Here is a 23,674-nt window from a genome sequence, read left to right on the forward strand (position 1 = left end):
TGGACGCGCTCCAGACGCGCGGGCAGTGCCCCGGTGGTCTCGCTCACGACTTCCGCCTCTCCTGTGCAAGTGCGATCGCCGCGGCGGCGACGGTGCCCGCGGCGTCCCGGTGACCGAGCCCGGCCGCCGCCGCGCCCATCGCGGCGATCCGCTCGCCGTCGACCGCGAGCGGGATCACCGTCTCGCGCACCAGTTCCGGGGTGAACGCGGCATCGTCGACGAGCAGTCCCCCGCCCGCCTCGACGACCGGCCTCGCATTGAGCGCCTGCTCGCCGTTGCCGTGCGCGAGCGGAACGTACACCGCGGGCAGGCCGACGGCGGCGACCTCGGCGACCGTCATCGCCCCGGACCGGCACACGGCCAGATCCGCCGCGGCGTACGCGAGGTCCATGCGGGACAGGTAGGGCACGGCGACGTACCCGGGTACGCCGTCCGGCCCGAGGTCCAGGGAGTTCTTGGGGCCGTAGGCGTGCAGCACCCCGACGCCGGCGGCGGCCAGGTCCCGGGCCGCGCCGGAGACACCGTCGTTGAGCCGGACCGCGCCCTGGCTACCGCCGAAGACCAGGACGACGGGGCCGTCGGCCGGCAGCCCGAAGTGGGCCCGGGCCTGCGCCCGCAGGGCGGTGCGATCGAGGCCGGTGATGGACGCACGGACGGGCATGCCGACGACCTCGGCCTCGACGCCCGACCCGGGGACGGCGGCGAAGACGGTGGTCGCGAGCTTCGCTCCCACCTTGTTGGCGACGCCGGCGCTGGCATTGGCCTCGTGGATGACGATCGGCAGCCGCAGGGTGCGCGCGGCGAGGTAGGCGGGCAGCGCGACATAGCCGCCGAAGCCGACGACGACCTCGGCCCCGGTCGCGCGCAGCACCTTCCGCGTGCGACGGACGGCGCCGGCGAGCCGGAAGGGCAACTTGGCCAGGTCTGCGCCGGGCTTGCGCGGCAGCGGCACCGGCGGGATCATCTCGAGCGGGTAGCCGCGCTCGGGGACGAGGCGGCCCTCGAGCCCCTTGGGCGTACCGAGGGCGGTCACGACGGCGTCGGGCTGCTGGGCGCGCACCGCATCGGCGACCGCCAGGGCGGGTTCGATGTGTCCTGCGGTGCCACCTCCGGCCACCACCACCGAGACCGCTCGAGTATTCACCACGCCCGTCTGCCCTTTTCCTGTCCTCGGCGCCGCCGCTGCGGCGCGTTCCGATCCCGCCCGGCGCGATCGCCGCGCCACGGCTCCGTCGTCCGGCCCTGCGACCGGACCGGCGGAAGCTCCCGCCGCGGCCCCTGGCGCCGGCTCAGATTCTCATCACCGTACGGATGTCGATCGTACGGCGACGGTGCCGCCGGTTGCGAAGGCCCACGTCGGGTGGGCGCCGGACGCCCCTGACGGGGGGCCGGACCGCGTCCGGCGGGTCGCGCCGGGGCCGAGCGATCGGGGCGCGGCGGGAGGTACGGCAGCGGCCGGGGCAGGCGGAGCAGCCGGCCCGTCCGGCCCTCGCGGCCACCCGCGAGGGCGGCGATGGCCTCGGGCTCGTGCCGTGCCGCGTTGGCGAGCAGGCCCATCATGAACAGCACGAGGATCACCGAGTTGCCGCCCGCCGACAACAGCGGCAGCTGGATGCCGGTGACGGGGAGCAGGCCGACGACGTAGCCCATGTTGATGATCGCCTGCAGTGCGATCAGCGTGGTGATCGTGGCCGCCATCAGTCGCAGGAAGGGATCCGCCACGCGGCTCGCGATCCGCATGCCGACCCAAGTGAGCACGCCGAACATGAGGATGACCACGCCCGCGCCGAGGTAGCCCAGTTCTTCGCCGATGATGGCGAAGATGAAGTCGTTGTGCGCGTTCGGGAGGTAGCTCCACTTGGCGGTGGAGTTGCCCAGCCCCACCCCGAACAGCCCACCGTCCGCGAGGGAGTAGCGGGCCTGATTGGACTGGTAGCTGGCGCCGAGCGCGTCGTCGGTGCGGCCGAGCCACGCCGCGACGCGGGCGGAGCGGTAGCCCTCGGCGAGGGCGAAGAACACGCCGAGCAGCGTGAACACGACGACGAGAGACGCGATCAGCTTCGACGACAGGCCGGCGTAGAACAGCAGCATCGCGCCCACGGCGACGATGATCATGGCGGTCGACTGGTTGGGCTCGGCGACCACCAGCGCGGCCATGAGCACCACGACCGGCCCGAGCGGCAGCAGCAGTTCCTTGATGTTGCCCTTGCGCCCGCGGTCGGCGAGCAGGTGGGCGCCCCACAGGATCAGCGCGACCTTCGCGATCTCCGAGGGCTGCAACGTGAAGCCGCCCACGTCGATCCAGCGGCGCGCGCCGCCGACCTTCGAGCCGACGCCGGGCACGAGCACCGCGACGAGCAGTCCGATCGAGATGAGGACGCTACCGAGAGCCACGCGGCGCAGCAGCGCCGGACGCAGGTACAGCGCGAACAGGAAGGCGACGACGCCGAGGCCGACGTAGATGAGCTGGCTGGTGAACTTGCTGTACGGCGAGCCCGTGGCGCTGATGTCCTCCACCGAGGACGCCGAGAGCACCATCGTCAGGCCCATCACCGTGAGCACCGCCGTCAGGCCGAGCACCAGGTGGAAGGACGCCAGCGGGCGGTGCAGCGCCGTCGCGAAGCCGATCGCCGCGTTCCGCAGGACCGACGCGCCGCCGCGTGCGACGTCCGCCCCGGTCCGCGCCGCGGCGGCCCCGCGGGCGCCGGCCGCCCCGAGCGTGCTCGTCGCCGCGGCGCTCTCCTGGGGCTGCGCGTCGAACTCGGTGCTCTCGGGGGCGTTGAGCGCGCCGGGCGCGAGGTCGGCGTCTGCATCGGAGCTGGTGGCGGCCTTACCGGCCCCGCTCACGATGCCGTCCCGAGCGCCCGGGCAGAGGCGGCGAAGGCGTCGCCGCGGTGGCCGTAGGAGGTGAACATGTCGAGCGACGCCGCCGCCGGGGCGAGCAGCACGACGGGCGCGGCACCGTCGTGCGCTGCGGACTCGGCGATCCGGGCGGCCTCGGCGACGACCGCGGCCATCACCGCATCCGCATCGCCGGACACTCGCACATCGACTGCACCAGACGTCCCTACAGAACGACTTGCATCATTAGTCACAGGAGACACACGAACATCGTCGCCTGAAGACACCCGAACCACGGGGACATCCGGCGCGTGTCGCGCGAGTGAACCCGCGATTTCGTCACGGTCCACGCCGAGCAGCACCACTCCCACGAGCCGCGGCGCCACCCGCGCCACGAGCGGCGCGATGTCCGCGCCCTTGAGCTGCCCGCCCGCGACCCACACGACCCGCTCGTGCGCCTCGATCGAATTGAGCGCGGCGTGCGGGTTAGTCGCCTTGGAGTCGTCGACGTAGGTCACGCCCCGCACCTGCGCCACGGGCTCCGCGCGGTGCGCGCCCACCCGGAACGCCGCGAGGGCCCGCCCGGCCTGCGCCGCCGTCACCCCGACGGCCTGCGCCAGCGCCGTCGCCGCGAGAGCGTCCGCGATGCCCGCGGGCCCGGGCGGCGAGAGCGCCGCGGCGGGCAGGATCGCGAGCCCGGCACCGTCGACCAGGCTCCCGGCGCGCACGCCGTACTGCCCGGGCCCCGGCTCACCGGTGGTGAAGCCGACGGCGCCGGCCCCGCCCAGGCCCGAGGCGACCGGGTCGTCGAGGCCGATCACGGCGAGCTCGCCGGACAGGGCGCGCGCCTTGTCCGCCGTGTACGCGGCCATCGAGCCGTGCCAGTCGAGGTGATCCTCCGCGACGTTGAGCACGACGCCCGCCCGCGGGCGCACCGACGGCGCCCAGTGCAACTGGAAGGACGAGAGCTCGACGGCGAGCACCCGCGGGTCCGCGGGATCGCCGATCGCATCGATCACGGGGCGCCCGATGTTGCCGCAGGCGACCGCCCGCAGCCCGGCGTGCAGCAGGATCGACTCGAGCATCTGGGTGGTGGTCGTCTTGCCGTTGGTGCCGGTGACGACGAGCCAGTCCCGCGGCGCCCCGAACACGCCCGCGCGATCGATCCGCCAGGCCAGCTCGACATCGCCGATCACGGGAACCCCCGCGGCCTCCGCGGCCACGACCACGGGCGCGGTGGGCCGGAAGCCGGGCGCGACGACGACCAGGTCGTAGCCGGACGGGTCGTGGCCGTCGAGATCGGCGACGAGGATGCCCGGCACCTGCGCCGCGATCTTCTCCCGCGCGGCGGGCTTGCCGTCGGCGACGGTGACGGTGGCGCCGAGCCGGAGCAGGGCCCGGGCGACGGCCGGGCCGGTGACACCCCCGCCCGCGACGAGGACGTGCGCGCCGGGGCCGGGGATCTCCGCCATCTAGCCGACCGCGCCGGAGCCGAGGAACTCGGCGTAGAACAGCACCAGCCCGAGGCCGCAGGCGATGGCGGTGAGCAGCCAGAACCGGATGATCACCGTGGTCTCGGCCCAGCCGGACAGTTCGAAGTGATGGTGGAAGGGCGCCATCCGGAACACGCGACGCCCCGTCGACCGGAAGACCGCGATCTGGACGACCACCGACACCATCTCCGCGACGAAGAGCGCGCCGAGGACGACGGCCAGCAGCTCGGTGCGGGTGGTGATCGACAGGCCGGCGAGCAGTCCGCCCAGCATGAGCGAGCCGGTGTCGCCCATGAAGATCTTGGCGGGCGCCGCGTTCCACCAGAGGAAACCGAGGCACGCGCCGCCCGCGGCGACCGCGATGAGCGCGAGGTCGAGCGGGTCGCGCACGTCGTAGCAGCCGGCGACCTGCTTCGTCTCGCACGCGTAGCGGTACTGCCAGAAGCTGATGAGCACGTAGCTGCCGAGCACCATCGCCATCGAGCCGGCGGCGAGGCCGTCCAGGCCGTCGGTGAAGTTCACCGCGTTCGACCACGCCGCCACGACGAACCAGCAGAAGACGACGAACACGATCGCGTACATCGAGATCGTGTTGATGTCGCGGGTGTAGCTGAGGAACTCACTGGCCGGGCGCACGCCGTTCGCGTTGGGGAACTGCAGCACCAGCACGCCGAAGATCACCGCGGCGATGGTCTGGCCGACGGTCTTCGCCGTCTTGTTCAGGCCCAGGTTGCGCTGCTTGCGGACCTTGATGAAGTCGTCCAGGAAGCCGACGATCGCCAGCGAGGTCGCCAGGCCGAGCACCAGCATGCCCGACGCGCTCGGGCCCGGGCCCGACCGCCACCCCAGCAGGTGCGCGCCGAGGTAGCCGGCCCACAGCGCGACGACGATCGCGACGCCGCCCATCGACGGCGTGCCGCGCTTCTTCTGGTGGCTCTGCGGCCCCTCGACACGGATCTCCTGACCGAAGCCCTGCCGGGAGAAGACCCGGATCAGTACGGGTGTGAGCAGGATCGCCACGGCCAGCGAGATGCCGCCCGCGAACAGGATCTGGATCACTTCGGTGACTCCCCGTTCTCGTGTTCTTCGACTCGGTGTTCATCGGTGCGCGGGCCGGCCGTGCCCAGCTGCTCGGCGACCTCCCACATCTTCTCGGACTTCGACGCCTTCACCAAAACCAGGTCGCCCGGTTGCAGCTCGGCGCGCAGCAGCTCCACGGCCTCGTCGCGGGTGTCGACGCGGATCGCCTCGCTCCCCCACGAGCCCTCCATGATCGCGCCCTGCCACAGGGCGCGGACGGCGCGCGAGGCGCCGACACAGATCGTCCTGGTGATGTCCAGCCGCACCAGGAAGCGACCGAGGCCGTCGTGCTCGACGATCGAGTCGTCGCCGAGCTCGCCCATCTCGCCGAGCACCGCGAAGGTGCGGCGCCGCTCGCGGCCGGGCAGCCGGGCGCCGGCCTCGTCGTGCTCGGACATCAGCACGAGGCTGCGCAGCGCGGCCCGCATCGCGTCCGGGTTGGCGTTGTAGGTGTCGTTGACCACGGTCACGCCCGAGGCGGTGGTGAAGACGTCCATGCGGCGCGGCGACGCGGCCTCGGCGCCGGAGAGCGCCGCGGCGACCTGCTCGACGCTCGCGCCGCACTCGAGGCCGACGGCGGCGGCGGCCAGCGCGTTGTGCACCTGGTGCTCGCCGTGCACCCGGAGCGCCACGGGCGCGGAGCCGCCGGGGGTGCGCAGGGTGAACGACGCCCGGGCGGCACCGTCGAGACAGACGCCCTCCGCGGCGACGTCGACATCCGCGGCGTGGGATTCGCCGCCCGCCGCGGTCCCGTACCGCACGACGCGCGCGCTCGTCCGGGAGGCCATCGCGGCCACCGCGGAATCGTCGGCGTTGAGGACGGCGACCCCGCCCTCCCCCGGGACCGCCGAACCCGCGGGCAGCGCCTCGACCAGCTCGCCCTTCGCCTGCGCGATGGCCTCGCGGCTGCCGAACTCGCCGAGATGCGCTGTGCCGACGTTGAGTTCGACGCCGATCCGCGGCGGCGCGACCCGCGCCAGCGCGGCGACGTGGCCGATCCCGCGGGCCGACATCTCCAGCACCAGGAACCGCGTCGACGCGGTCGCGCGCAGGGCGGTCCACGGATGACCGATCTCGTTGTTGAAGGAGCCGGGCGGCGCGACCGTCTCGCCGAGCGGGCGCAGCACGGCCGCGATGAGGTCCTTGGTGGAGGTCTTGCCGGCGGAGCCGGTGACCCCCACGACGGTGAGCCCGTCGGCCGCGAGAGTCCTCGTGCAGTGGGCGGCGAGGTCGCCGAGCGCCTTGAGCACCGCGGCACCGGCGCCGTCGACGTCGTTCTCCAGCGCCATCACCCGGTTGTCGGTCTCGCCCGAGACGGGGACGACGATCGCGGGGACGCCGACCGGGCGCGCGCCGAGCACGGCGACGGCGCCCTTCTCGACCGCCCGCGCGGCGAACTCGTGGCCGTCCACCCGGGCGCCGGGCAGCGCGAGGAACAGGCCGCCGGGCCCGATCTCGCGGGAATCGAATTCGACGGTGCCGGTGACCAGCACCTCCGGATCGGGTACGTCGTGCAGGGTGCCGCCGACGATGTCGGCGATCTGCCGCAGGGTCAGCTCGATCATGCGCGCTCCCCCGCGGCCCGGGCCTCGAGCGCGGCCGCGACCTCGTCGCGGTCGTCGAACGGGTGCTTGACCCCGTTGATCTCCTGGCCCGCCTCGTGGCCCTTGCCCGCGACCAGGACGACGTCTCCGGTGCGGGCCCGGTTCACGGCCAGGGCGATCGCGGCGCGACGGTCCCCCACCTCGAGCACCTCGCCGCCACCGGGCACGGCGCGCGCGCCCGCCAGCACTGCTGCACGGATCGCGGCCGGGTCCTCGGTGCGCGGGTTGTCGTCGGTGACGATCACCAGCTCGGCGGCGCGCGCGGCGGCCTCGCCCATGAGCGGGCGCTTGCCGCGGTCGCGGTCGCCACCGGCCCCGACGACCACCACGATGCGACCGGCGGTCTGCCCGCGCAGCGTCGCGATGACCGCATCGAGCGCGGCGGGCTTGTGGGCGTAGTCGACCACCGCGAGGAAGTCCTGGCCGCGGTCGATGCGCTGCACCCGACCCGGGACGGCGACAGCGCCGATCCCGCGGATCGCGTCGGCGAGCGGCACGCCGGCCTCGTGGGCGATGACCAGCGCCAGCGCGGCGTTGGCGACGTTGTAGGCGCCGGGCAGCCCCACCACCGCGGAGTGGCTCCGCCCGTCCGGGCCGGTGAGGGTGAACCGCTGCGTGCCGTCCGGGTTCGCGGCGACCTCGCCGGCCGTCCAGTCTGCGGGACCGGTGGTGGCGACGGTGACCAGGGGCAGGCCCGCCGCGCGGCGCAGCTCGGCCATCCGTACGCCCCACTCGTCGTCCACGCAGATCACGGCGCGCTCGCACGCCTGCGGGCCGACGAACAGCAGCGACTTCGCCGCGAAGTAGTCCTCCATGGTGGGGTGGTAGTCGAGGTGGTCCTGGCTGAGGTTGGTGAACGCGCCCACCGCGAACCGGCTCCCGCCGGCCCGGTTCTGCGCGAGCGCGTGCGAGCTGACCTCCATCACCGCCGCGGTCACGCCGCGCTCGACCATGGACGCGAACAGACCCTGCAGCGCGGTGCCCTCGGGCGTGGTCAGCGAGCTCGGGACGTCGACGCCGCCGATCCGCGTGCCGACGGTGCCGATCAGCCCCGTCGGGTTGCCGCCCGCGGCGAGCGCGGCCTCGACCAGGAAGCTCGTGGTCGTCTTCCCGGACGTGCCGGTGATACCGATGAGCGTCATCCGGCTCGACGGTGCGCCGTACACCACCGCGGCGACCGGCCCGAGGACGGTCCGCGGATCGTCGTGCAGCAGCACGGGCACGTCGATGCCCTCCTGCGCGAGGAGGACGGCACCGTCGGGATCGGTGAGGACCGCGACCGCACCCGCCTCGATCGCCCCGGCGGCGAACCGCGCTCCGTGCGTGGCGGTGCCGGGCACCGCGCAGAACAGGTCACCCGGCCGGGCGTCCTGTGCGCGGACCGTCGCCCCGGTCAGGCGCACGCCGGCGGCGTCGCGCGCGCCGGAGCTGACGCCCGCGACCTGCTGGGCGACCTCCGCGGGCGTCGCTCCGCGCGGGTGGTCGGGACGCGTGAGACTCGATTCGGGCACCGGTAGATCCTACCCGCCGGTCGGCTACTGACCGGCCACCAGCGTCAGCGGCTTCGCCGCCGGCGAGAGCGGGATGCCGTACTTCTGCAACATGAAAGTCGCGATGTCGTGGAACAGCGGCGCCGCCGACTGACCACCCGAGCCGTCGGAACTGCGCGTCGGCGCGTCCATCATGATCCCGACGACGAACCGCGGGTCGTTGGTCGGGGCGACGCCCGCGAAGGTGATGTTGTACAGCGAGTTCGAGTAGGCGTGCGTGACCGGATCGACCTGCTGCGCCGTGCCGGTCTTACCGCTGATCTGGTAGCCGTCGACCGCGCCCGGCGCACCGGTGCCCTGCTGGTACCCCATCGGGTCGCGCTGGAGCGCGGCGCGGAACATGTCCAGCACCGTACGGGCCGTCTCGGGGGTCATGACCCGGACCGGCTCGCCGGCGGGTGCCGGGTCGGCGGCACCGTCGACCTCCTTGATGATGCGCGGCGGGATTCGGACCCCGTCGTTGGCGAGCGCCTGGTACATGCCGGCCAACTGCAGCACCGTCATCGACAGGCCCTGGCCGATCGGCAGGTTGGCGAAGGTGCCGCCCGACCACTGATTGCGCGCGGGGACCTCGCCGCCGGACTCGCCGGGCAGTCCCACCCCGGTCGCGACGCCGAGGCCGAACCGGTTCACGTAGTCGGCGAAGGCGTCCTCGCCGACCCGCTGCGCCAGCATCAGGGTGCCGACATTGGACGACTTACCGAACACGCCGGTCGTCGTATAGGGCTCCACGCCGTGCGCCCAGGCGTCCTTGACCGTGACGCCGGCCATCCGGATCTGACCGGGAACCTGCAGGACCTCGCCGGGCGTGGTCTTGCCGCCGTCGATCGCGGCCACCGCAGTGATCAACTTGTTCACCGAACCGGGCTCGAAGGGGGTGGTCACCGCGAGGTTGCCGGTGCGCGCCGACTTCGGGTTGTTGTTCACCCCCAGGGACGGATTGAAGGTGTTGTCCACGCCCATCGCCAGCACCTGGCCGGTCTTCGCGTCGAGCACCACGGCCTGCACGTTCTTCGCACCGGACTTGGCCTTGGCCTGCGCCACCGCCTGCTGCACGAAGAACTGCACGTCGTTGTCGAGCGTCAACACGACGCGGGCGCCGTTCGCCGCGGGGTGGACATCGCGCGTGCTCCCGGGGATGACGGCGTTGTCCGAACCGCGGTCGTAGGTCCGCGATCCGTCGGTGCCCGCGAGGATCGAGTCCAGCGAGGACTCGAGGCCGATGAGCCCCTGGCCCTCGAAACCGGTGGTGCCCACGATGTTCGCCGCGAGCGAGCCGCCGGGGTAGTTGCGGATCGACTGCCGCTCGGCGCCGACCTCGGCGTACTCGTCGGTGATCGCCGATGCCTTGGCGGGATCGACGCCGCGGGCGAGGTAGACGAAGGTGTCGTTGCTGCGCATCTGCTCGAGCAGCTTCTGCTCGTTCACCGAATCGCCCAGTACCGAGACGATCTTCTTGGCGATCTGCTGCAGCCGGTCGTCGACGGTGACGGGCTCGTCGCCCTTCGCGGCGTCGCCGCCCGCCTTCCTCGCCTCGACGGCCTTGTCGTACTTCTCCTGGATCTGCTTGCGGACGATCACCGGCTGGAAGGTGAGCGACTTCGCCTCCATGGTGAAGGCGATCGGCTGCCCCTCACGGTCGGTGATGGACCCGCGGACCGCCGGCAGCACCTCCTTGACCTGGCGCTGGCTCGCGGCCTTCGCCGAGAGCGTCGGCGCCTGCACGAACTGGACGACGCCCAGCCACACGGCGATCACGGCGAACACGGCCACGATCACCCAGCCGCCGATCCGGTTGCGGCTGAGGAAGGTCGTGGACACCTCGGGGGTGCGGCCGCCCTTGACGCGGGCGCGCGCCGACTGGTGTCCGGCCTTCGGGGCCGCCGCCGCGCGCGGCGTGCCGGTGCGGGCCGCGGGCCGCGTCTTCGTCGGCGGGCGCTGGGCGCGGGTCACCGCGGCGTCCCCTGGGCCGGCGTCTGCGGAGCCGGCGACGGTGCGTTCGCGACGGTCGGGCTCCCGGAGTTCATGGTCACCAATTGTTCCCCGCCGGCGGGTGCGGGCCCGGGATTCCCGGCGACCGGCGTGCCGGATCCGTTGGACGTGGCGCCGCTCGGATCGCTCGTAGCCGGTGCCGGCGGGTTCAGCGCGGGCTTGGCCACGCCGGTGGCGGGCGCCGGCTTGCCGACCACGACGACCTTGCCGTCCGGCTGCCCGACGAGCACCGGCACGCTACCCGCCGGCACCATGCCGAGGGCGGTGGCCCGCTCCGCCAGGCCGGGCGCACTCTGCCCCGACTTCACGTCGCGCTCGAGCGCGGCCTTCTTCTCCGCGAGCGTGTTGTTGACGGCCTCGCGCTTGCTGAGGTCGTAGGAGTTCTCGGCGCTGCCGGTCGAGAGCCACAGCGTCAGAACGAGTCCCGCGCAGACGAGGGCGATCACCGCCAGCACGAAGGGCACGCGGCGCACGAGCACGCGCGGCGTGGGCAGCTTCGACCTCAGCCCCGCCGGGTCCGCGCCGTCGCGGTGCCGCCGCAGCGCCCGCTCGGCCGGGGTCTCCCGGAGAGTGCCCCCGGCGTCGAGGACCGCACGCTGCTGATCGAGCCGCTTCTGCCGCCGGTCGAGCGCCCGCTGCGCCGAGCTCGACCGCGGCCGCGAGGTGTCGCGGTCCTCCCTGCGCGCCGGGGCGCGGCGGGTCCGGGCGTCCGGGGTCGACGGTGCCTGGGTCGCGTTCGGTGCGGTCATCGCGCGCTCCTCGTACTGCGGTTCCGGTTCTCGGGCGTATCGAGGCGGCGCGCGGCGCGCAAGCGCACGGGTGCCGCCCGTTGGTTCTCGGCGATCTCGTCGTCGGTGGCACGCTCGGCGCCGCGCGTGAGCAACTCGAAGGTCGCGCCGGTGCCGGGCAGGTCCATCGGCAGCCCCGCCGGGGTCGTCGAGCGAATGCGGTCGGCCAGCGCCGATTTGACGATGCGGTCCTCGAGCGACTGGTAGCTCAGGAAGACGATGCGGCCCCCCGGGGCGAGCGCGTCGAGCGCCTGCGGCACCGCGGCCTCGAGGGAGGCGAGCTCGGCGTTCACCTCGATCCGCAGGGCCTGGAAGGTGCGCTTGGCGGGATGGCCGCCGGTGCGGCGCGCGGGCGCGGGAATCGTCGCGTAGAGCAGCTCGACGAGGCGCCCGCTGGTGGTGAAGGGCTCCTTCTCGCGCTCCTTGAGGACGGCGGAGGCGATCTTGCCCGCGAACCGCTCGTCGCCGTAGCGCTGCAGGATCCGGGCGAGATCGCCGTGCGAGTAGGTGTTGAGCACGTCCGCCGCGGTGAGCGGATCCTCGGCGTTCATCCGCATGTCCAGCGGCGCATCGACCGAGTACGCGAAGCCGCGCTCCACCCGGTCGAGCTGCATGGAGGACACGCCCAGGTCGAACAGGATCGCCTGGACACCGGGGCGGCCCGGGCCGCTCATGCTGAGCTCGTCGAGCGCGTCGGCCATGCCGTCGTAGCGGGTGTGGACCGGGACGAACCGGTCGCCGAACCGCGCGAGGCGATCGCCGGCGATGGTGTGCGCGTCGGTGTCCCGGTCGAGGCCGACGACGCGGACCTTCGGGAAGGACTCGAGCATGAGCTCGGAATGGCCGCCGGCGCCGAGCGTGGCGTCGACGTAGACGGCACCGTCGTGCTGCAGGGCCGGAGCGAGCAGCTCGCGCACCCGGGTCGCCAGGACCGGTACGTGACCGAAATCGGGCATGGCTCCTCCAGAGCACGACGGGGATTGGCGATGGGCGGTGCTGTGGCGACGACCTTCCGGCGGATGAAGCGGGGTCCCCGCCCGACCCGTACCTGGCGTTGGGGAAGTACGTCAGGGCCGATTCGGGCGCAGGCCTCGGTCCACCTCGTCGCGGACGTGCGCTGCGGTACTGCGCGGCTTAGAAGATCGCCTTGAGCGATTCGGACTGCGGCTGCGCGTAGTCGTCTTCGTGCTGTGCCTGGTAGTGCTCCCACGCCTCCGCGTCCCAGATCTCCAGGAACCTCCGCGATCCGACGACGACGCATTCCTTGGTGAGGCCTGCGTAGCGGCGGTGATCGGCCGAGAGCGAGATCCGACCCTGGGAGTCGGGACGCTGATCGTCCGAGCTGGCGAAGAAGTTGCGGTAGAAGGCGCGTCCCGCGGGGTCGGTCCATTCGATGGCATCGGCTTTCTCGGCGATGCGCTCGAACTCCGCCTTCGGGTACACCGTGAGGCTTCGATCCTGTCCTTTCGTGATCGTGAGCCCACCCGCCAGTTCCTCGCGGTACTTCGCGGGGAGGGTGAGCCGTCCCTTGTCGTCGAGCTTCGGCGTGTAGGTACCCGTGAACATCACGGCCACCTCCCGCCTCCCCCGTCGGGGTTGTCACTGGATCGAGACTTCAGACTAGCGCGTCTTTCTCCAGTGCGCCCCACATTACCCCACCATCCGCCACTTTCAACCACCTCGCGCCGCGTTTCGCGGCGAATTCTCAGAGTTCACGCAGGTCATAGCCGTGGCGCGAAGTGGGGGAAGCGACGCGTCCGGGCGCGGCGGACTTCGTCACATCCGTCCACAGGCCGCAACCACAGCGATCGATGTGATTGCTGAGGCACGATTGATTTCGGTAGGACCGCCCGTGGGGAGAAGTGGGGAAACCGGGTGGGGAGAAGTGGGGAGGCTCGGTCCGACCAGCCTCAGGTCGGCACGGGACCGGCGGCAGGAGGCGGGCGCGGATGCCGTCCTCGGACGCGGTCGTCCCCCACGCGGCGGTTCATCCCCCACGCCGGGGTTCGTCCCCCACCCGACGCCGGTCGTTTCCTGGGGGAGGCGTCGTCCCCCACGCCACGCCGTCGTCCCCCACGCGGTGAATCCACGGCGGGGCCCGCTCCGGGCAGGCGACGCTCGTTTCGCTCAGGGCGCAACGAAAAAGCCGCCGACCATCAGGTCGGCGGCTTGTTCAGCTCTGCGAACTCAGGGGAAGCGGCGGCGGAAGCGCTCCTCCATGCGGGCGACGAAGGACTGCCCGGAGGCGCGCGCGCCTCCGGTGCCGCGTCCGCGGCCCGAGCGGGTGCGCACGGAACCGTCCTCACCGACGGTGCCGCGCGGCCCCTTGCTGGACGGCCCGGACCACAGGGCGTAGATCACGGAGCCGAACATCAGCAGGAAGCCGATGAGGCCGACGATCACGCCGATCTGCAGATTGCCGACGCTCAGTGTCATACCTGCGATGAGCAGCATCAGTCCGACCGCGAAGCCGATCGCGGCGAACACCCGACGCTTGCCCGTAGCGCCGCCGAACCGGCCGCCGCGTACGTTCGACGCGAACTTCGGGTCCTCGGCATAGAGCGCGCTCTCGATCTGGTCGAGCATGCGCTGTTCGTGCTCGGAGAGTGGCACGTTCCCCTCCTTCAGCACTCATGGGGTCCAACTCCTGGCTTCCATGATACGAGGCTTGCGAGCACACGACCACCATCCACCGAACAATTAGCGCCCACTGTGAGATTTATGCGGCGCGACTCAGGTCCGACTCGACGGAATTCAGGAAGCTCTGCACGCGGCCGTGCAGCACGGCCACCTCCTCGGCACTGACGGTGCGCGCCGTGGTCTCCAGCGCGGCGACCACACCGGACACCGAGGTGAAGTAGGCGACCCACTCCGCGTACCCCGGAGCGGCCTTCGCGAGCCGCAGCCACGCGTTGCGCGTGGGGCGCCGCACGCCCGTCTCCCGCTCCGCCAGGAGCGCGGCCGCGCCGCGCAGCGCGGCGTGGTAGATCTCACGGTACTGATCGGCGGGTGCCGGCGAGCCGCCGGCGCGGGCGAGGAACTGGTCCGCGCGGTCCAGGATCCGGGCAGCGCCCGACTCCCCGACACGGCGGCGGGACCCGATGTGATCGATCCGCGCCTTCGATTCGACCATGACCTTCCTCCTGCTCCGTGGAACTTCTCGCTCTTACCGCTGTGTTGTACCGGACGGGACTGACACGTAACGCTTCCCTCGTTCCGCGCCAGCCCCGCCGGAAGGACCGGGACCGACGTACCCGCCCCGGCGCCAGAACATGCGCGCCAATCCGATGGTCCGTGATCGAACAATCATTCGATCACTTCTAATATAGCGTGAGTGTCCGACACGTCAAGGGAAAGGTCGATCCGTGAGCGCAGTGATCCCGCAGGCCCCGCGGATCCACGCCCTCTCCCCCCACGACGCCACGTTGTGGCTGCCCGCGGCCCTGCAGATCTACGTGGCGGCCATGGACTACCCGGCGGGGACGGAGGCGCACCGTCTGCCGATGTGGCGCGAGCACCTGAACCGCCCCGGGTACGCCGCGTTCGGGGCCGTCCAGGCACTCCCGGCGGCGGACGGACGCCCCGTCGACCATCTGGTGGGCATCGCGTACGGCTACAGCGGCGCGGGCGATCAGTGGTGGAACCGTCAGCTCCGCGTGGGGCTGCGCCAGCGCGGCCTGTCCCCCGCCGCGATCGACACCGTGGCCGGCGACTACTTCGAGCTGACCGAACTGCACGTGCACCCCGCGGCTCAGGGCCACGGGGTGGGCAACGCGCTGCTCACCGCCCTCCTCGCGGACCGCCCCGAGCCTCGGGTCCTGCTCTCCACCCCGGAGGTCGCCGCCGAGCAGAACCGGGCGTGGAAGCTCTACCGCCGCACCGGCTTCTACGACGTGCTGCGCGACTTCCGGTTCTCCGGCGACCCCCGCCCGTTCGCGGTCCTCGGCCACGACCTGCCCTTCGTCGCTCCCCCGCCCTTCACCCCACCCGCACGATGACCGCTCAGGTCGACGTCGCCGTCGTCGGCTCCGGCCACAACGCGCTGGTCGGCGCCGCGTACCTGGCGGCGCAGGGCCGCTCCGTCGCGGTCTTCGAAGCCGACGCGGTGCCGGGCGGCGCGGTCAGCACCGTCGAGCGGTTCCCCGGCTACCGCGTGGATCGCGGCTCGTCGGCGCACCTGATGTTCCGGCACACCGGGATCGCCGAGGAACTCGACCTCGCGGCGCACGGCCTGCACTACCTCGACTGCGACCCCTGGGCGTTCGCGCCCACCCCGCCGGGGTCCGACGCGCCGCCGATCGTGTTCCGCACGGACCTGGACGCGACCGCGGCGTCGATCGCCGCGGCGTGCGGCGACCGGGAGGCGGCGGCGTACCGTCGGTTCGTCGCGGACTGGACGCCCCGCGCGCGAGCGACCATGGCGGCGTTCGGCGCATCCCCCACCGCGCCCCGACTCGGCCGCGCGTTCTGGCCCACCAAGGGCCGCATGAGCATCACGCAGCTCTCCCGCACCTACCTCACCTCCGGCGACCAGCTGCTGGACGAGTACTTCGACGACGAGCGGCTCAAGGCCGCGCTCGCCTGGTTCGGCGCGCAGTCCGGGCCGGCGATGAGCGAGCCCGGTACCGCCCCGATGGTCGGCTTCGCCGCCCTCCTGCACACGCTCCCGCCCGGCCGCGCCGTCGGCGGCAGCGGCGCGCTCACCCGGGCCCTGCTCGCCCGCCTGGCGTCCGACGGTGGCACCGTCGCGCTGGGCACGCCCGTCACCGCCCTGCGCCGCACGGGCACGCAGTGGGAGGTCACCGTCGCCGGACCCGACGGTGCGCGCACCCTCCGGGCCCGCACCGTGCTCGCCGGCTGCCACGTCCTGACCACGCTGGACCTGCTGGACCGCGGCGGCTACGACGCCGCCCGGATCGCGGCGTGGCGCAGGAGCATCCAGGTCGGGCCCGGCGTCGGGATGGTGCTGCGGCTCGGCACGACCGCGCCACCCGGGTTCGACGGGGTGCCGCTCGCCGATCAGGCCGGGCTCGGCCTGCTCACCGCGGACCGCGGCCACCTGGCCCGCGCCCGCGGCGACATGCTGGCCGGGGACGCGCCCCGTCGGCCCGCGGTACTGGCGATGACCTTCTCGGGCCTGGACCCGTCGATCGCGCCCCCGGGCCGGCACAACACCACGCTGTGGGCCCAGTGGTACCCCTACGCGCTGGGCGGTGGTGGCGACTGGGCCGCCGTCGCCGACGCGGAGGCCGACCGGATCGTCGCGGAGACGGAGCGCTGGGCGCCCGGGTTCGCGGCCACGATCGAGCACCGGCACGTGCAGACCCCGGCGAGCCTGGAGAGCGAGCTGGGGCTGCGCGGCGGGAACGTCATGCACGTGGAGATGGCGCTGCACAACATGCTGCTCTTCCGGCCGGTCCCGGAGCTCGCCGGCGGCCGGGTCCCCGGGGCGCCGGGCCTCGCGCTGGCCGGCGCGTCGATGCATCCCGGCGGCGGCGTGAACGGATCCAGCGGGCGGATCGCGGCGCGGCTTCTCGCCCGCGACCTGGGGCACCTGGCACGATGGCGTCCGTGACTCTCCGAAGGATGCTCGCGGCGCTGGCGGTACTGCTGCTCGTCGCCGCCCCAGCCGCGTGCTCGAGCCCGGGCCCCGGCGACCGGATGTCGGGCAAGATCGTCGCCGCGCAGACCCCGGCGTCGAGCGCCGAGGGGCCGCAGCTGGCCGCGCCGGGCGAGCTGCGCGGCCTCGCGGAGGTCAAGGCGTACGACTCGAACGGCAAAGTCGGCACCCAGATGATCTTCACGACCGTCACCTTCGGTCAGTTCAACCAGCTGGGCGAGGTGGTCTCGCAGGCCTTCGACACCTCGGCCGCCTCCATCAAGATGCGGGTGCAGCGCACGGGCGGCACCGTCGTCCTCTCCGGCACGGCGGACCTGTCGTCGCTGGCCCCGAACTCCGCGGTGATCGTGGTCCAGCTGCAGTTCCCGGGCCCCGTCACCGCCACGAACGGCCAGCAGGACGCCGACGACCTGGTGACCTGGACCCTCAATGCCGGCACCTCCGCGTCCTTGACCGCCGAGGCCGAGTACGCGGATCCCTCGATCGCGTCGTTCACCACGTGGGCGTGGATCACCGCACTGGTCGCCTTCCTCGCGGCCGCGATCACGGCCGCGGCGGCCTACGTCCGCCGCGATCGCAGCCCCAAGCCGGGGCAGGAGTCGGCCGAGCCCGAGTCGCTCATCGAACTGCCGCAGTGGCTGCGGGAGAAGCTGAACCGCTAGGCCGGATCGCATCCGACCCGAACCGGGACCGGGAGTTACACGCCGACCGGCAGCATCGAGAGGTTCTCCAGGACCTCCGAGGTGGCCTTGGCGAAGTTCAGGGTGCAGAAGTGCAGCGCCGGCGCGCCCTCGGCGATGAGCCGCTCCCCCATCCGGGTGGCGATCTCGATGCCGGCGGCACGCACCGCGGCGCGGTTCTCCTCCGGGCCGTCGCCGGCAGCCGCGCGCAGCTCGGCGCGCATGGCCTCCGGGATCTTCGCGTTGGACAGCTCCGCCATGCGTGAGACCGACTTCAGCGAGGTGATCGGCATGATGCCCGGGATCAACGGCTTGACACCCTGCTCCGGGTCGAAGTCCGTCACCGCGTCCCGCAGCCGCAGGTAGTCGTCCACGTCGAAGAACATCTGGGTGATCGAGTAGTCCGCGCCGGCCCGCAGCTTGTTCGCGAAGTACCGCACGTCGCTGTCCTGGTCCGGCGACCGGTGGTGCCCCTCGGGGAACGCGGCCACGCCCACGTGGAAGTCGCCCAGCTCGCGCACCAGCTCGACGACCTCACTGGCGTACTTCAGGCCCTGCGGGTGCCGCACCCAGCGCCCCAGCGGGTCGCCGGGCGGGTCGCCGCGGAGCACGAGCACATTGCGCACGTCCCGATCCGCGTACGCACCCATGAGCGCGCGCAGCTCCGAGATGCTGTGGTTCACGGCGGTCAGGTGCGCCACGGGCAGCAGCGTCGTCGTCTCGGCGATCTCTCCGGTCACCCGCACCGTGCGATCACGCGTCGAGCCGCCCGCGCCGTAGGTCATGGACACGAACGCCGGGTCCATCCGCTCGAAGGTCCGGACCGCGCGCCACAGCCGGGCCTCGCCCTCGGCGTCCCGCGGCGGCATGAACTCGACCGAGAACGGCATTCGCCCGCTCGCGCGCACGGCGTCGAGGCGGTCGAGTACGGTCCGGCTTTGTTCGGTCACGCCTCTAAGAATAGGTTTGCGGGTATGACGCTGCCCGTCGCCCCGCCCCGGACCGCTCTCGCCGATATTGCGGCGGCCGTGCAGCCGCAGCTCGAAAGCTTCCTCGAAGAGCGTCGTGACCTGGTCGAACCCGTCGGTCCGGTGTTCGCGGAGGCCACCGCCGGCCTGGCCCGCTTCGTTTTGCGCGGCGGTAAGCGTATTCGCCCCGCCTTCGCCTGGACGGGGTGGCTGGCGGGCGGCGGGCAGCCCGACGGAGCCGTGGCCGAGGCGGCCCTGCGGGCCTGCTCCTCCCTGGAGTTCGTGCAGGCGTGCGCACTCATCCACGACGACATCATCGACGCCTCGCTCACCCGCCGCGGCCACCCCACGACCCACCGCGAGTTCGCGCAGCTGCACGCCGCGCGCGGCTGGTCGGGATCGTCGGAGAAGTTCGGGGAGGCGACGGCGATCCTGCTCGGCGACCTGGCCTTGGCGTGGGCCGACGACATGTTCCTCGGGGCCGGCCTCGAGCCGGAGCGGTACCTGCGCGCCGCGCGCGCCTGGGCCGCGATGCGCACCGAGGTGCTCGGTGGCCAGCTGCTCGACATCGTGGGCGAGGCCGCCCGCGACGAGTCGGCCGACGCGGCGGAGCGCGTGGTGCGGTTCAAGACCGCGGGCTACACCGTCGAGCGGCCGTTGCACGTGGGTGCGGCGCTCGCGGGCGCGTCCGACGAGGCGATCTCCGCACTGCGCGCGATCGGCGTCGACCTCGGCGTGGCCTTCCAGCTGCGCGACGATCTGCTGGGCGCCTTCGGCGACCCCGCGGTCACCGGCAAGCCCTCGGGCGACGACCTGCGGTCCGGCAAGCACACGCCGATGCTCGCGCACGCCCTGGCCTGCGGGGGCGACGCGGCCACCGAGCTGCGCGCGCTGGTCGGTACCGACCTCGACGACGCGGGCGTCGAACGCGCCCGCGCCGCGCTCCGGGCGACGGGGGCACCGTCGGCCATGCAGGCGCGGGTCGAGGAGCTGACGGCCCGGGCCACCTCCGCCCTCGCGCAGGCTCCCATCGCCGACGATGCGCGGCCGGTCCTGGCCCGCCTCGCCGCGGTGCTGGTGGACCGGTCGGCCTGACCGCGACGCGCACCACGATCTTTGCTTAGGCAATCCTAGGTACATGCAGTAGAGTTGCTTCGCGATGTGATTGTCCATCGTTTAACAGTTCTTTGCCGAAGGAGTCTTTGCATGTTCACCCGCTCCCGCAAGGCCGCGCCCGTCGCGGCCGCGCTGATGGCCGCGAGCCTCGTGTTCGCCGGCTGCTCCACCACCGGCGCCGACGATGACAAGCCCGCCGCATCCGGCGAGAAGATCACCGTCAGCACCAACAAGGGTGACGTCCAGGTCCCGAAGAACCCCAAGCGCGTGGTCGTCCTCGACAACACCAGCGCGGAGACCGTCAAGGCCTTCGGCATCACCCCCGTCGCGATCCCCAAGGGCCTGTTCGCCAAGAGCGTTCTGGGCGAATGGATCTCGAACCAGGAGATCAAGGACACCGGAACCCACGCGGAGCCGAAGTTCGACGTGATCGAGGACGTCAAGCCCGACCTGATCATCGGAGGCTACCGATTCGCCAAGTCCGAGGGCGATATCAAGAAGATCGCCGAGAAGACCGGTGCCGCCTTCATCGACATCGCCGCGGAGGACGGCGCGCCGAAGGGCCGCGTCGAGACCATGCGGGATTCGACCATCACCTTGGGCAAGATCTTCGGCAAGGACGAGCAGGCCAAGCAGATCGTCGCCGATTTCGACAAGCACCTCGAGGCGGCGAAGGCGCAGGCCACCGGCCAGAGTGTGTTCCTCTCGGTCGTCAGCGGCGGCAAGATCGACAACGGCGCCAAGCGGATGCAGCCCTTCGTCGCGCCGCTGAACCTCAAGGACGTCTTCGCCGGCCAGGGCGGCGATACGCACACCAACTCCGGCCTGTCGCCCGAGGCGATCGCCCAGGCGAACCCGCAGTGGGTCATCGTGATGGACCGGGACGCGGCGGTGCCGCCCAAGGACGGCGGCAAGCCCCGGACGGCCGCCGAGGTCTTCCGCGCGCAGGACGCCTTCGCCGGAGTCGAGTTCGCGCAGAAGGACCGCATCTTCTACCTGGACAACGACTTCTACCTGCGCGAGGGCATCCAGGACTACGGCGAGAACTACGCCAAGCTGGCCGAGGCCGTCGCCGCGAAGAAGTGACGACGACCGCGACCTCCGCACCACCCCAGGCGGGCCCCCACGAGGGGGCCCGCCTGGGGCGTGTCGCACTCCCCCTTCTCGCGCTCGCCTGCGTGGCACTGCTCTTCGCCTCCCTGATGACGGGCGAGTACCACATCACCCTCGCCGGCCTCCTGGCCGGCGACGAGCAGATGTGGCGCATGTTCTTCATCTCCCGCGTGCCCCGCACCGCCGCGCTGGTCTTCGCGGGCCTGGCCATGAGCTTCTCCGGCGTGATCATGCAGCGGCTCACGCAGAACCGGTTCGTCGAGCCCACCACCGCCGGCACCGCCGAATGGGCGGGGCTGGGCGTGCTGCTCTGCATGCTCTACCTCCCGGGCGCGACGCCCTTGGTCCGGATGGTCGTCGCGACCGCGACCGCCTTCCTCGGCACGATGATCTTCCTCGGCTTCATCTCCCGGATCCGCGCCCGGCGCTCGGCCATCGTGCCGCTGGTGGGCCTCATGCTGGGCGCCGTGGTCAGCGCCATCACCACCTATCTGGCGATCGGCGCCAATCTGCTGCAGGCCGTGGTGAGTTGGCGCTCCGGGGGTTTCGCGCACATCGTGCGCGGTTTCTACGAGCCGCTGTGGGCGGTCGCGATCATCGCCGTGGCGACCTTCCTGATGGCGAACTACTTCACCATCGCCGGGCTGGGTAAGGACGTCGCGACCTCGCTCGGCCTGCGCTACGGGCTGACGATGGGCATCGGCATCACCATGGTCGCACTGGCCTCCGGCGTGACCAGCGTGGTCGTCGGCTTCATCCCGTTCCTGGGCCTGGTGGTCCCGAACATCATCAGCGCGTTGCGCGGCGACGACGTGCGCAGCGGGCTCCCCTGGGTCGCCGTACTCGCGACCGTCCTCATCGTGGGCTGCGACCTGATCGGCCGGGTCGTGGTGCGCCCCATGGAGATCCCCGTGTCCGTGATCATGGGCGTGATCGGCGCCGTCACCTTCCTGGCGATCGTGCTCTCGAGGAGGAACCGTGTCGCTCTCTGAAGCAGCGGCGGCGCCGTCCCTCGACGGGCGCGCGAGCCGCATCGGGTGGCGCGCCCGGATCGCGATCGCCGCGACCCTGGCGACGACCTGCCTGGCCGGGTACCTCCTGATGCGCACGGGCGCGGACGACGTGCTGCGCTGGGACTTCCAGTTCGGTCTGTCCTTCGAGCGGCGCCTGCGCACCGCCACCGCGATCCTCATCGCCGCCTTCTGCGCGGCGGTGTCGACGGTCCTCTTCCACACCGTGACCCACAACCGGATCCTGACACCGTCCATCATCGGACTGGACTCGCTGTACGTGCTGATCCAGACCGTGGGGGTCTATCTCGTGGGCGGCAGGTTCGTCGACAACGGGGACTCGGTGCCGCAGTTCGTCGCCCAGACCGCGGCCATGGTGATGTTCGCCGCCGTGCTCTACGGCTGGCTGTTCTCGGGCCGCTTCGCGAGCCTGTTCCTCCTGCTGCTCGCGGGCGTCGTGCTGGGCCTGTCCTTCCGCGCGTTCGCCGAGTTCCTGCAGCGCCTGCTCGCCCCCACCGAATTCGACGCGCTCTCGATCAAGCTCTACGGCCGGCTCACCGCGGTGAACGCCGATCTACTGCCCATCGCGGGCATCGCCTGCGTCGTGGTGGGCGTCATCGTGTGGCGACGACACCGCGTGCTCGACGTGCTGCTGCTCGGCCGCGACCCCGCGACCGGACTCGGCGTGAACCACCAGCGCGAGCTCACCGTCGCACTGGTCATGATCGCCGTGCTCGTCTCGATCAGCACCGCGCTCGTCGGCCCGATGATGTTCTACGGCTTCATCATCGCCACGCTCGCCTACCAGCTCGCCGGCGACTGGCGACACCGCGCGACGCTGCCGATGGCCTTCCTGATCGGCGTGGTCACGCTGGCTGGCGGGCAGTTCATCCTGAACAACATCTTCTACGCCAACGGGATGCTCACCGTGATCATCGAGTTCGTCGGCGGAATCCTGTTCCTCGCCATGCTGTTCCGCCGAAGGGGGACGATGTGACCACCGAAGACACGCGAACCGCCGAGCCGACCACCGGCACCGCGATCGCCTTCACCGACCTCACCAAGTCGTACGCCGAGACCGTGGTACTCGGCCCCGTGTCCGGGGAGTTCGCCCGTGGCGGGGTCACTGCGCTCGTCGGGCCGAACGGCGCGGGCAAGTCGACGCTGCTGACCATCCTCGGGCGGCTCCTGACCCAGGACTCGGGTACGGCGCTGCTCGAGGGCGTCGACATCCGCACGATGAAGCCGACGCAGGTCGCGCGCCGACTCGCGATCCTCCGGCAGGAGAACGGCGTCAACGCCCGTCTGACGGTGCGCGACCTGGTCTCGTTCGGCCGCTTCCCGCACAGCCGCGGGCGGCTGACCGCCGAAGACGTCCGGCACGTCGACGAGGCCCTGGGCTTCCTCGGCCTGACGGAACTCTCCGACCGGTTCCTCGACGAGCTCTCGGGCGGCCAGCGCCAGCGGGCCTACGTCGCCATGACCGTGGCGCAGGACACCGACGTGATCCTGCTCGACGAGCCGCTCAACAACCTCGACATGCGGCACCAGGTCAGCATGATGCGGCGGCTGCGGCGCGCGGCGGACGAGCTGGGCAAGACGATCATCCTGGTGGTGCACGACCTGAACTTCGCCGCCGCCTACTCGGACCGCATCGTCGCCCTGAAGAACGGCACGATCGCGGCGGCGGGCGCACCGTCGGACATCATGACCGCGGAGCTGCTCACCGCGATCTTCGAGACCCCCGTCGCCGTGCACGTCCTGGAGTGCGGCCCGGTCGCCGTCTATGCGGGCCTGGCCTGAGGGGCGCGCCGCAACA

The 23,674-nt window shown here is 72.1% G+C and carries 21 protein-coding genes; 8 read left to right on the forward strand and 13 right to left on the reverse strand.

Features of this window, described 5'->3' with window-relative positions; all coding sequences use genetic code 11:
• Positions 1 to 43: 43 nt before the first annotated feature.
• The 12 genes from murG to HF999_RS12430 form a co-directional block, all read right to left on the reverse strand.
• Positions 44 to 1,147 carry an undecaprenyldiphospho-muramoylpentapeptide beta-N-acetylglucosaminyltransferase gene (gene murG, locus HF999_RS12375; protein ID WP_376766490.1) on the reverse strand — a complete coding sequence of 368 codons (1,104 nt, stop codon included), beginning with the start codon at positions 1,145 to 1,147 and terminating at the stop codon, positions 44 to 46.
• On the reverse strand, positions 1,141 to 2,847 hold the full coding sequence (ftsW, locus tag HF999_RS12380; protein ID WP_168546173.1) for a putative lipid II flippase FtsW: 1,707 nt from the start codon (positions 2,845 to 2,847) through the stop codon (positions 1,141 to 1,143). The genes murG and ftsW overlap by 7 nt, the downstream gene beginning before the upstream one ends.
• Positions 2,844 to 4,313 carry a UDP-N-acetylmuramoyl-L-alanine--D-glutamate ligase gene (murD, locus tag HF999_RS12385; RefSeq protein WP_168546174.1) on the reverse strand — a complete coding sequence of 490 codons (1,470 nt, stop codon included), beginning with the start codon at positions 4,311 to 4,313 and terminating at the stop codon, positions 2,844 to 2,846. Before murD ends, ftsW begins: the two co-directional genes overlap by 4 nt.
• On the reverse strand, positions 4,314 to 5,393 hold the full coding sequence (gene mraY / locus HF999_RS12390) for a phospho-N-acetylmuramoyl-pentapeptide-transferase (RefSeq protein WP_168546175.1): 1,080 nt from the start codon (positions 5,391 to 5,393) through the stop codon (positions 4,314 to 4,316). It lies immediately after the preceding gene.
• Positions 5,390 to 6,979: a UDP-N-acetylmuramoyl-tripeptide--D-alanyl-D-alanine ligase gene (locus HF999_RS12395; RefSeq protein WP_168546176.1), complete on the reverse strand. Its 1,590-nt coding sequence runs from the start codon at positions 6,977 to 6,979 to the stop codon at positions 5,390 to 5,392. The genes mraY and HF999_RS12395 overlap by 4 nt, the downstream gene beginning before the upstream one ends.
• The gene (locus tag HF999_RS12400) at positions 6,976 to 8,529 is read right to left on the reverse strand and encodes a UDP-N-acetylmuramoyl-L-alanyl-D-glutamate--2,6-diaminopimelate ligase (RefSeq protein WP_168546177.1); all 1,554 of its coding nucleotides are present in this window, start codon (positions 8,527 to 8,529) and stop codon (positions 6,976 to 6,978) included. Before HF999_RS12400 ends, HF999_RS12395 begins: the two co-directional genes overlap by 4 nt.
• A gap of 24 nt (positions 8,530 to 8,553) precedes the next feature.
• The gene (locus tag HF999_RS12405) at positions 8,554 to 10,389 is read right to left on the reverse strand and encodes a peptidoglycan D,D-transpeptidase FtsI family protein (protein WP_168546233.1); all 1,836 of its coding nucleotides are present in this window, start codon (positions 10,387 to 10,389) and stop codon (positions 8,554 to 8,556) included.
• Positions 10,390 to 10,517: 128 nt separating this feature from the next.
• The gene (gene ftsL, locus HF999_RS12410) at positions 10,518 to 11,309 is read right to left on the reverse strand and encodes a cell division protein FtsL (protein WP_168546178.1); all 792 of its coding nucleotides are present in this window, start codon (positions 11,307 to 11,309) and stop codon (positions 10,518 to 10,520) included.
• Positions 11,306 to 12,304, reverse strand: a complete 999-nt coding sequence (gene rsmH, locus HF999_RS12415; protein WP_168546179.1) for a 16S rRNA (cytosine(1402)-N(4))-methyltransferase RsmH — start codon at positions 12,302 to 12,304, stop codon at positions 11,306 to 11,308. The genes ftsL and rsmH overlap by 4 nt, the downstream gene beginning before the upstream one ends.
• Positions 12,305 to 12,482: 178 nt before the next feature.
• Positions 12,483 to 12,914, reverse strand: coding sequence for a division/cell wall cluster transcriptional repressor MraZ (gene mraZ / locus HF999_RS12420; RefSeq protein ID WP_068523171.1), 432 nt, complete (start codon positions 12,912 to 12,914; stop codon positions 12,483 to 12,485).
• Positions 12,915 to 13,535: 621 nt separating this feature from the next.
• Positions 13,536 to 13,961: an SCO2097 family morphological protein gene (locus HF999_RS12425; RefSeq protein WP_168546180.1), complete on the reverse strand. Its 426-nt coding sequence runs from the start codon at positions 13,959 to 13,961 to the stop codon at positions 13,536 to 13,538.
• A gap of 106 nt (positions 13,962 to 14,067) precedes the next feature.
• On the reverse strand, positions 14,068 to 14,481 hold the full coding sequence (locus HF999_RS12430) for an SAV_6107 family HEPN domain-containing protein (RefSeq protein WP_168546181.1): 414 nt from the start codon (positions 14,479 to 14,481) through the stop codon (positions 14,068 to 14,070).
• 232 nt (positions 14,482 to 14,713) lie between these two features.
• On the opposite strand from HF999_RS12430, the gene HF999_RS12435 reads away from it, so the two are divergent.
• The 3 genes from HF999_RS12435 to HF999_RS12445 are packed head-to-tail and all read left to right on the forward strand — an operon-like array spanning position 14,714 to position 17,630.
• Positions 14,714 to 15,346 (forward strand): GNAT family N-acetyltransferase, encoded by a 633-nt coding sequence (locus HF999_RS12435; RefSeq protein WP_168546182.1) that lies wholly within the window; start codon positions 14,714 to 14,716, stop codon positions 15,344 to 15,346.
• The gene (locus tag HF999_RS12440) at positions 15,343 to 16,923 is read left to right on the forward strand and encodes a phytoene desaturase family protein (protein WP_168546183.1); all 1,581 of its coding nucleotides are present in this window, start codon (positions 15,343 to 15,345) and stop codon (positions 16,921 to 16,923) included. Before HF999_RS12435 ends, HF999_RS12440 begins: the two co-directional genes overlap by 4 nt.
• Positions 16,920 to 17,630 carry an LppM family (lipo)protein gene (locus HF999_RS12445; RefSeq protein WP_168546184.1) on the forward strand — a complete coding sequence of 237 codons (711 nt, stop codon included), beginning with the start codon at positions 16,920 to 16,922 and terminating at the stop codon, positions 17,628 to 17,630. Before HF999_RS12440 ends, HF999_RS12445 begins: the two co-directional genes overlap by 4 nt.
• 35 nt (positions 17,631 to 17,665) lie before the next feature.
• Here HF999_RS12445 and metF read toward each other — a convergent pair whose 3' ends face one another.
• Entirely contained in the window at positions 17,666 to 18,538 is an 873-nt protein-coding gene (gene metF, locus HF999_RS12450) for a methylenetetrahydrofolate reductase [NAD(P)H] (protein ID WP_210733766.1), read from the reverse strand.
• A gap of 84 nt (positions 18,539 to 18,622) precedes the next feature.
• On the opposite strand from metF, the gene HF999_RS12455 reads away from it, so the two are divergent.
• The 5 genes from HF999_RS12455 to HF999_RS12475 all read left to right on the forward strand — a co-directional run bounded on the left by HF999_RS12455 (position 18,623) and on the right by HF999_RS12475 (position 23,658).
• Positions 18,623 to 19,711 (forward strand): polyprenyl synthetase family protein, encoded by a 1,089-nt coding sequence (locus HF999_RS12455; RefSeq protein WP_168546185.1) that lies wholly within the window; start codon positions 18,623 to 18,625, stop codon positions 19,709 to 19,711.
• A gap of 111 nt (positions 19,712 to 19,822) precedes the next feature.
• A complete protein-coding gene (locus HF999_RS12460; protein ID WP_168546186.1) occupies positions 19,823 to 20,818 on the forward strand; it encodes an ABC transporter substrate-binding protein in 996 nt (331 codons plus the stop codon).
• Positions 20,819 to 20,934: 116 nt separating this feature from the next.
• On the forward strand, positions 20,935 to 21,837 hold the full coding sequence (locus HF999_RS12465; protein ID WP_210733767.1) for an ABC transporter permease: 903 nt from the start codon (positions 20,935 to 20,937) through the stop codon (positions 21,835 to 21,837).
• The gene (locus HF999_RS12470) at positions 21,824 to 22,852 is read left to right on the forward strand and encodes an iron chelate uptake ABC transporter family permease subunit (RefSeq protein WP_312854125.1); all 1,029 of its coding nucleotides are present in this window, start codon (positions 21,824 to 21,826) and stop codon (positions 22,850 to 22,852) included. Before HF999_RS12465 ends, HF999_RS12470 begins: the two co-directional genes overlap by 14 nt.
• A complete protein-coding gene (locus tag HF999_RS12475) occupies positions 22,849 to 23,658 on the forward strand; it encodes an iron ABC transporter ATP-binding protein (RefSeq protein WP_312854126.1) in 810 nt (269 codons plus the stop codon). Before HF999_RS12470 ends, HF999_RS12475 begins: the two co-directional genes overlap by 4 nt.
• Positions 23,659 to 23,674 lie beyond the last annotated feature (16 nt).

Source organism: Tsukamurella spumae, from assembly GCF_012396015.1.
Lineage (GTDB): Bacteria > Actinomycetota > Actinomycetes > Mycobacteriales > Mycobacteriaceae > Tsukamurella > Tsukamurella spumae.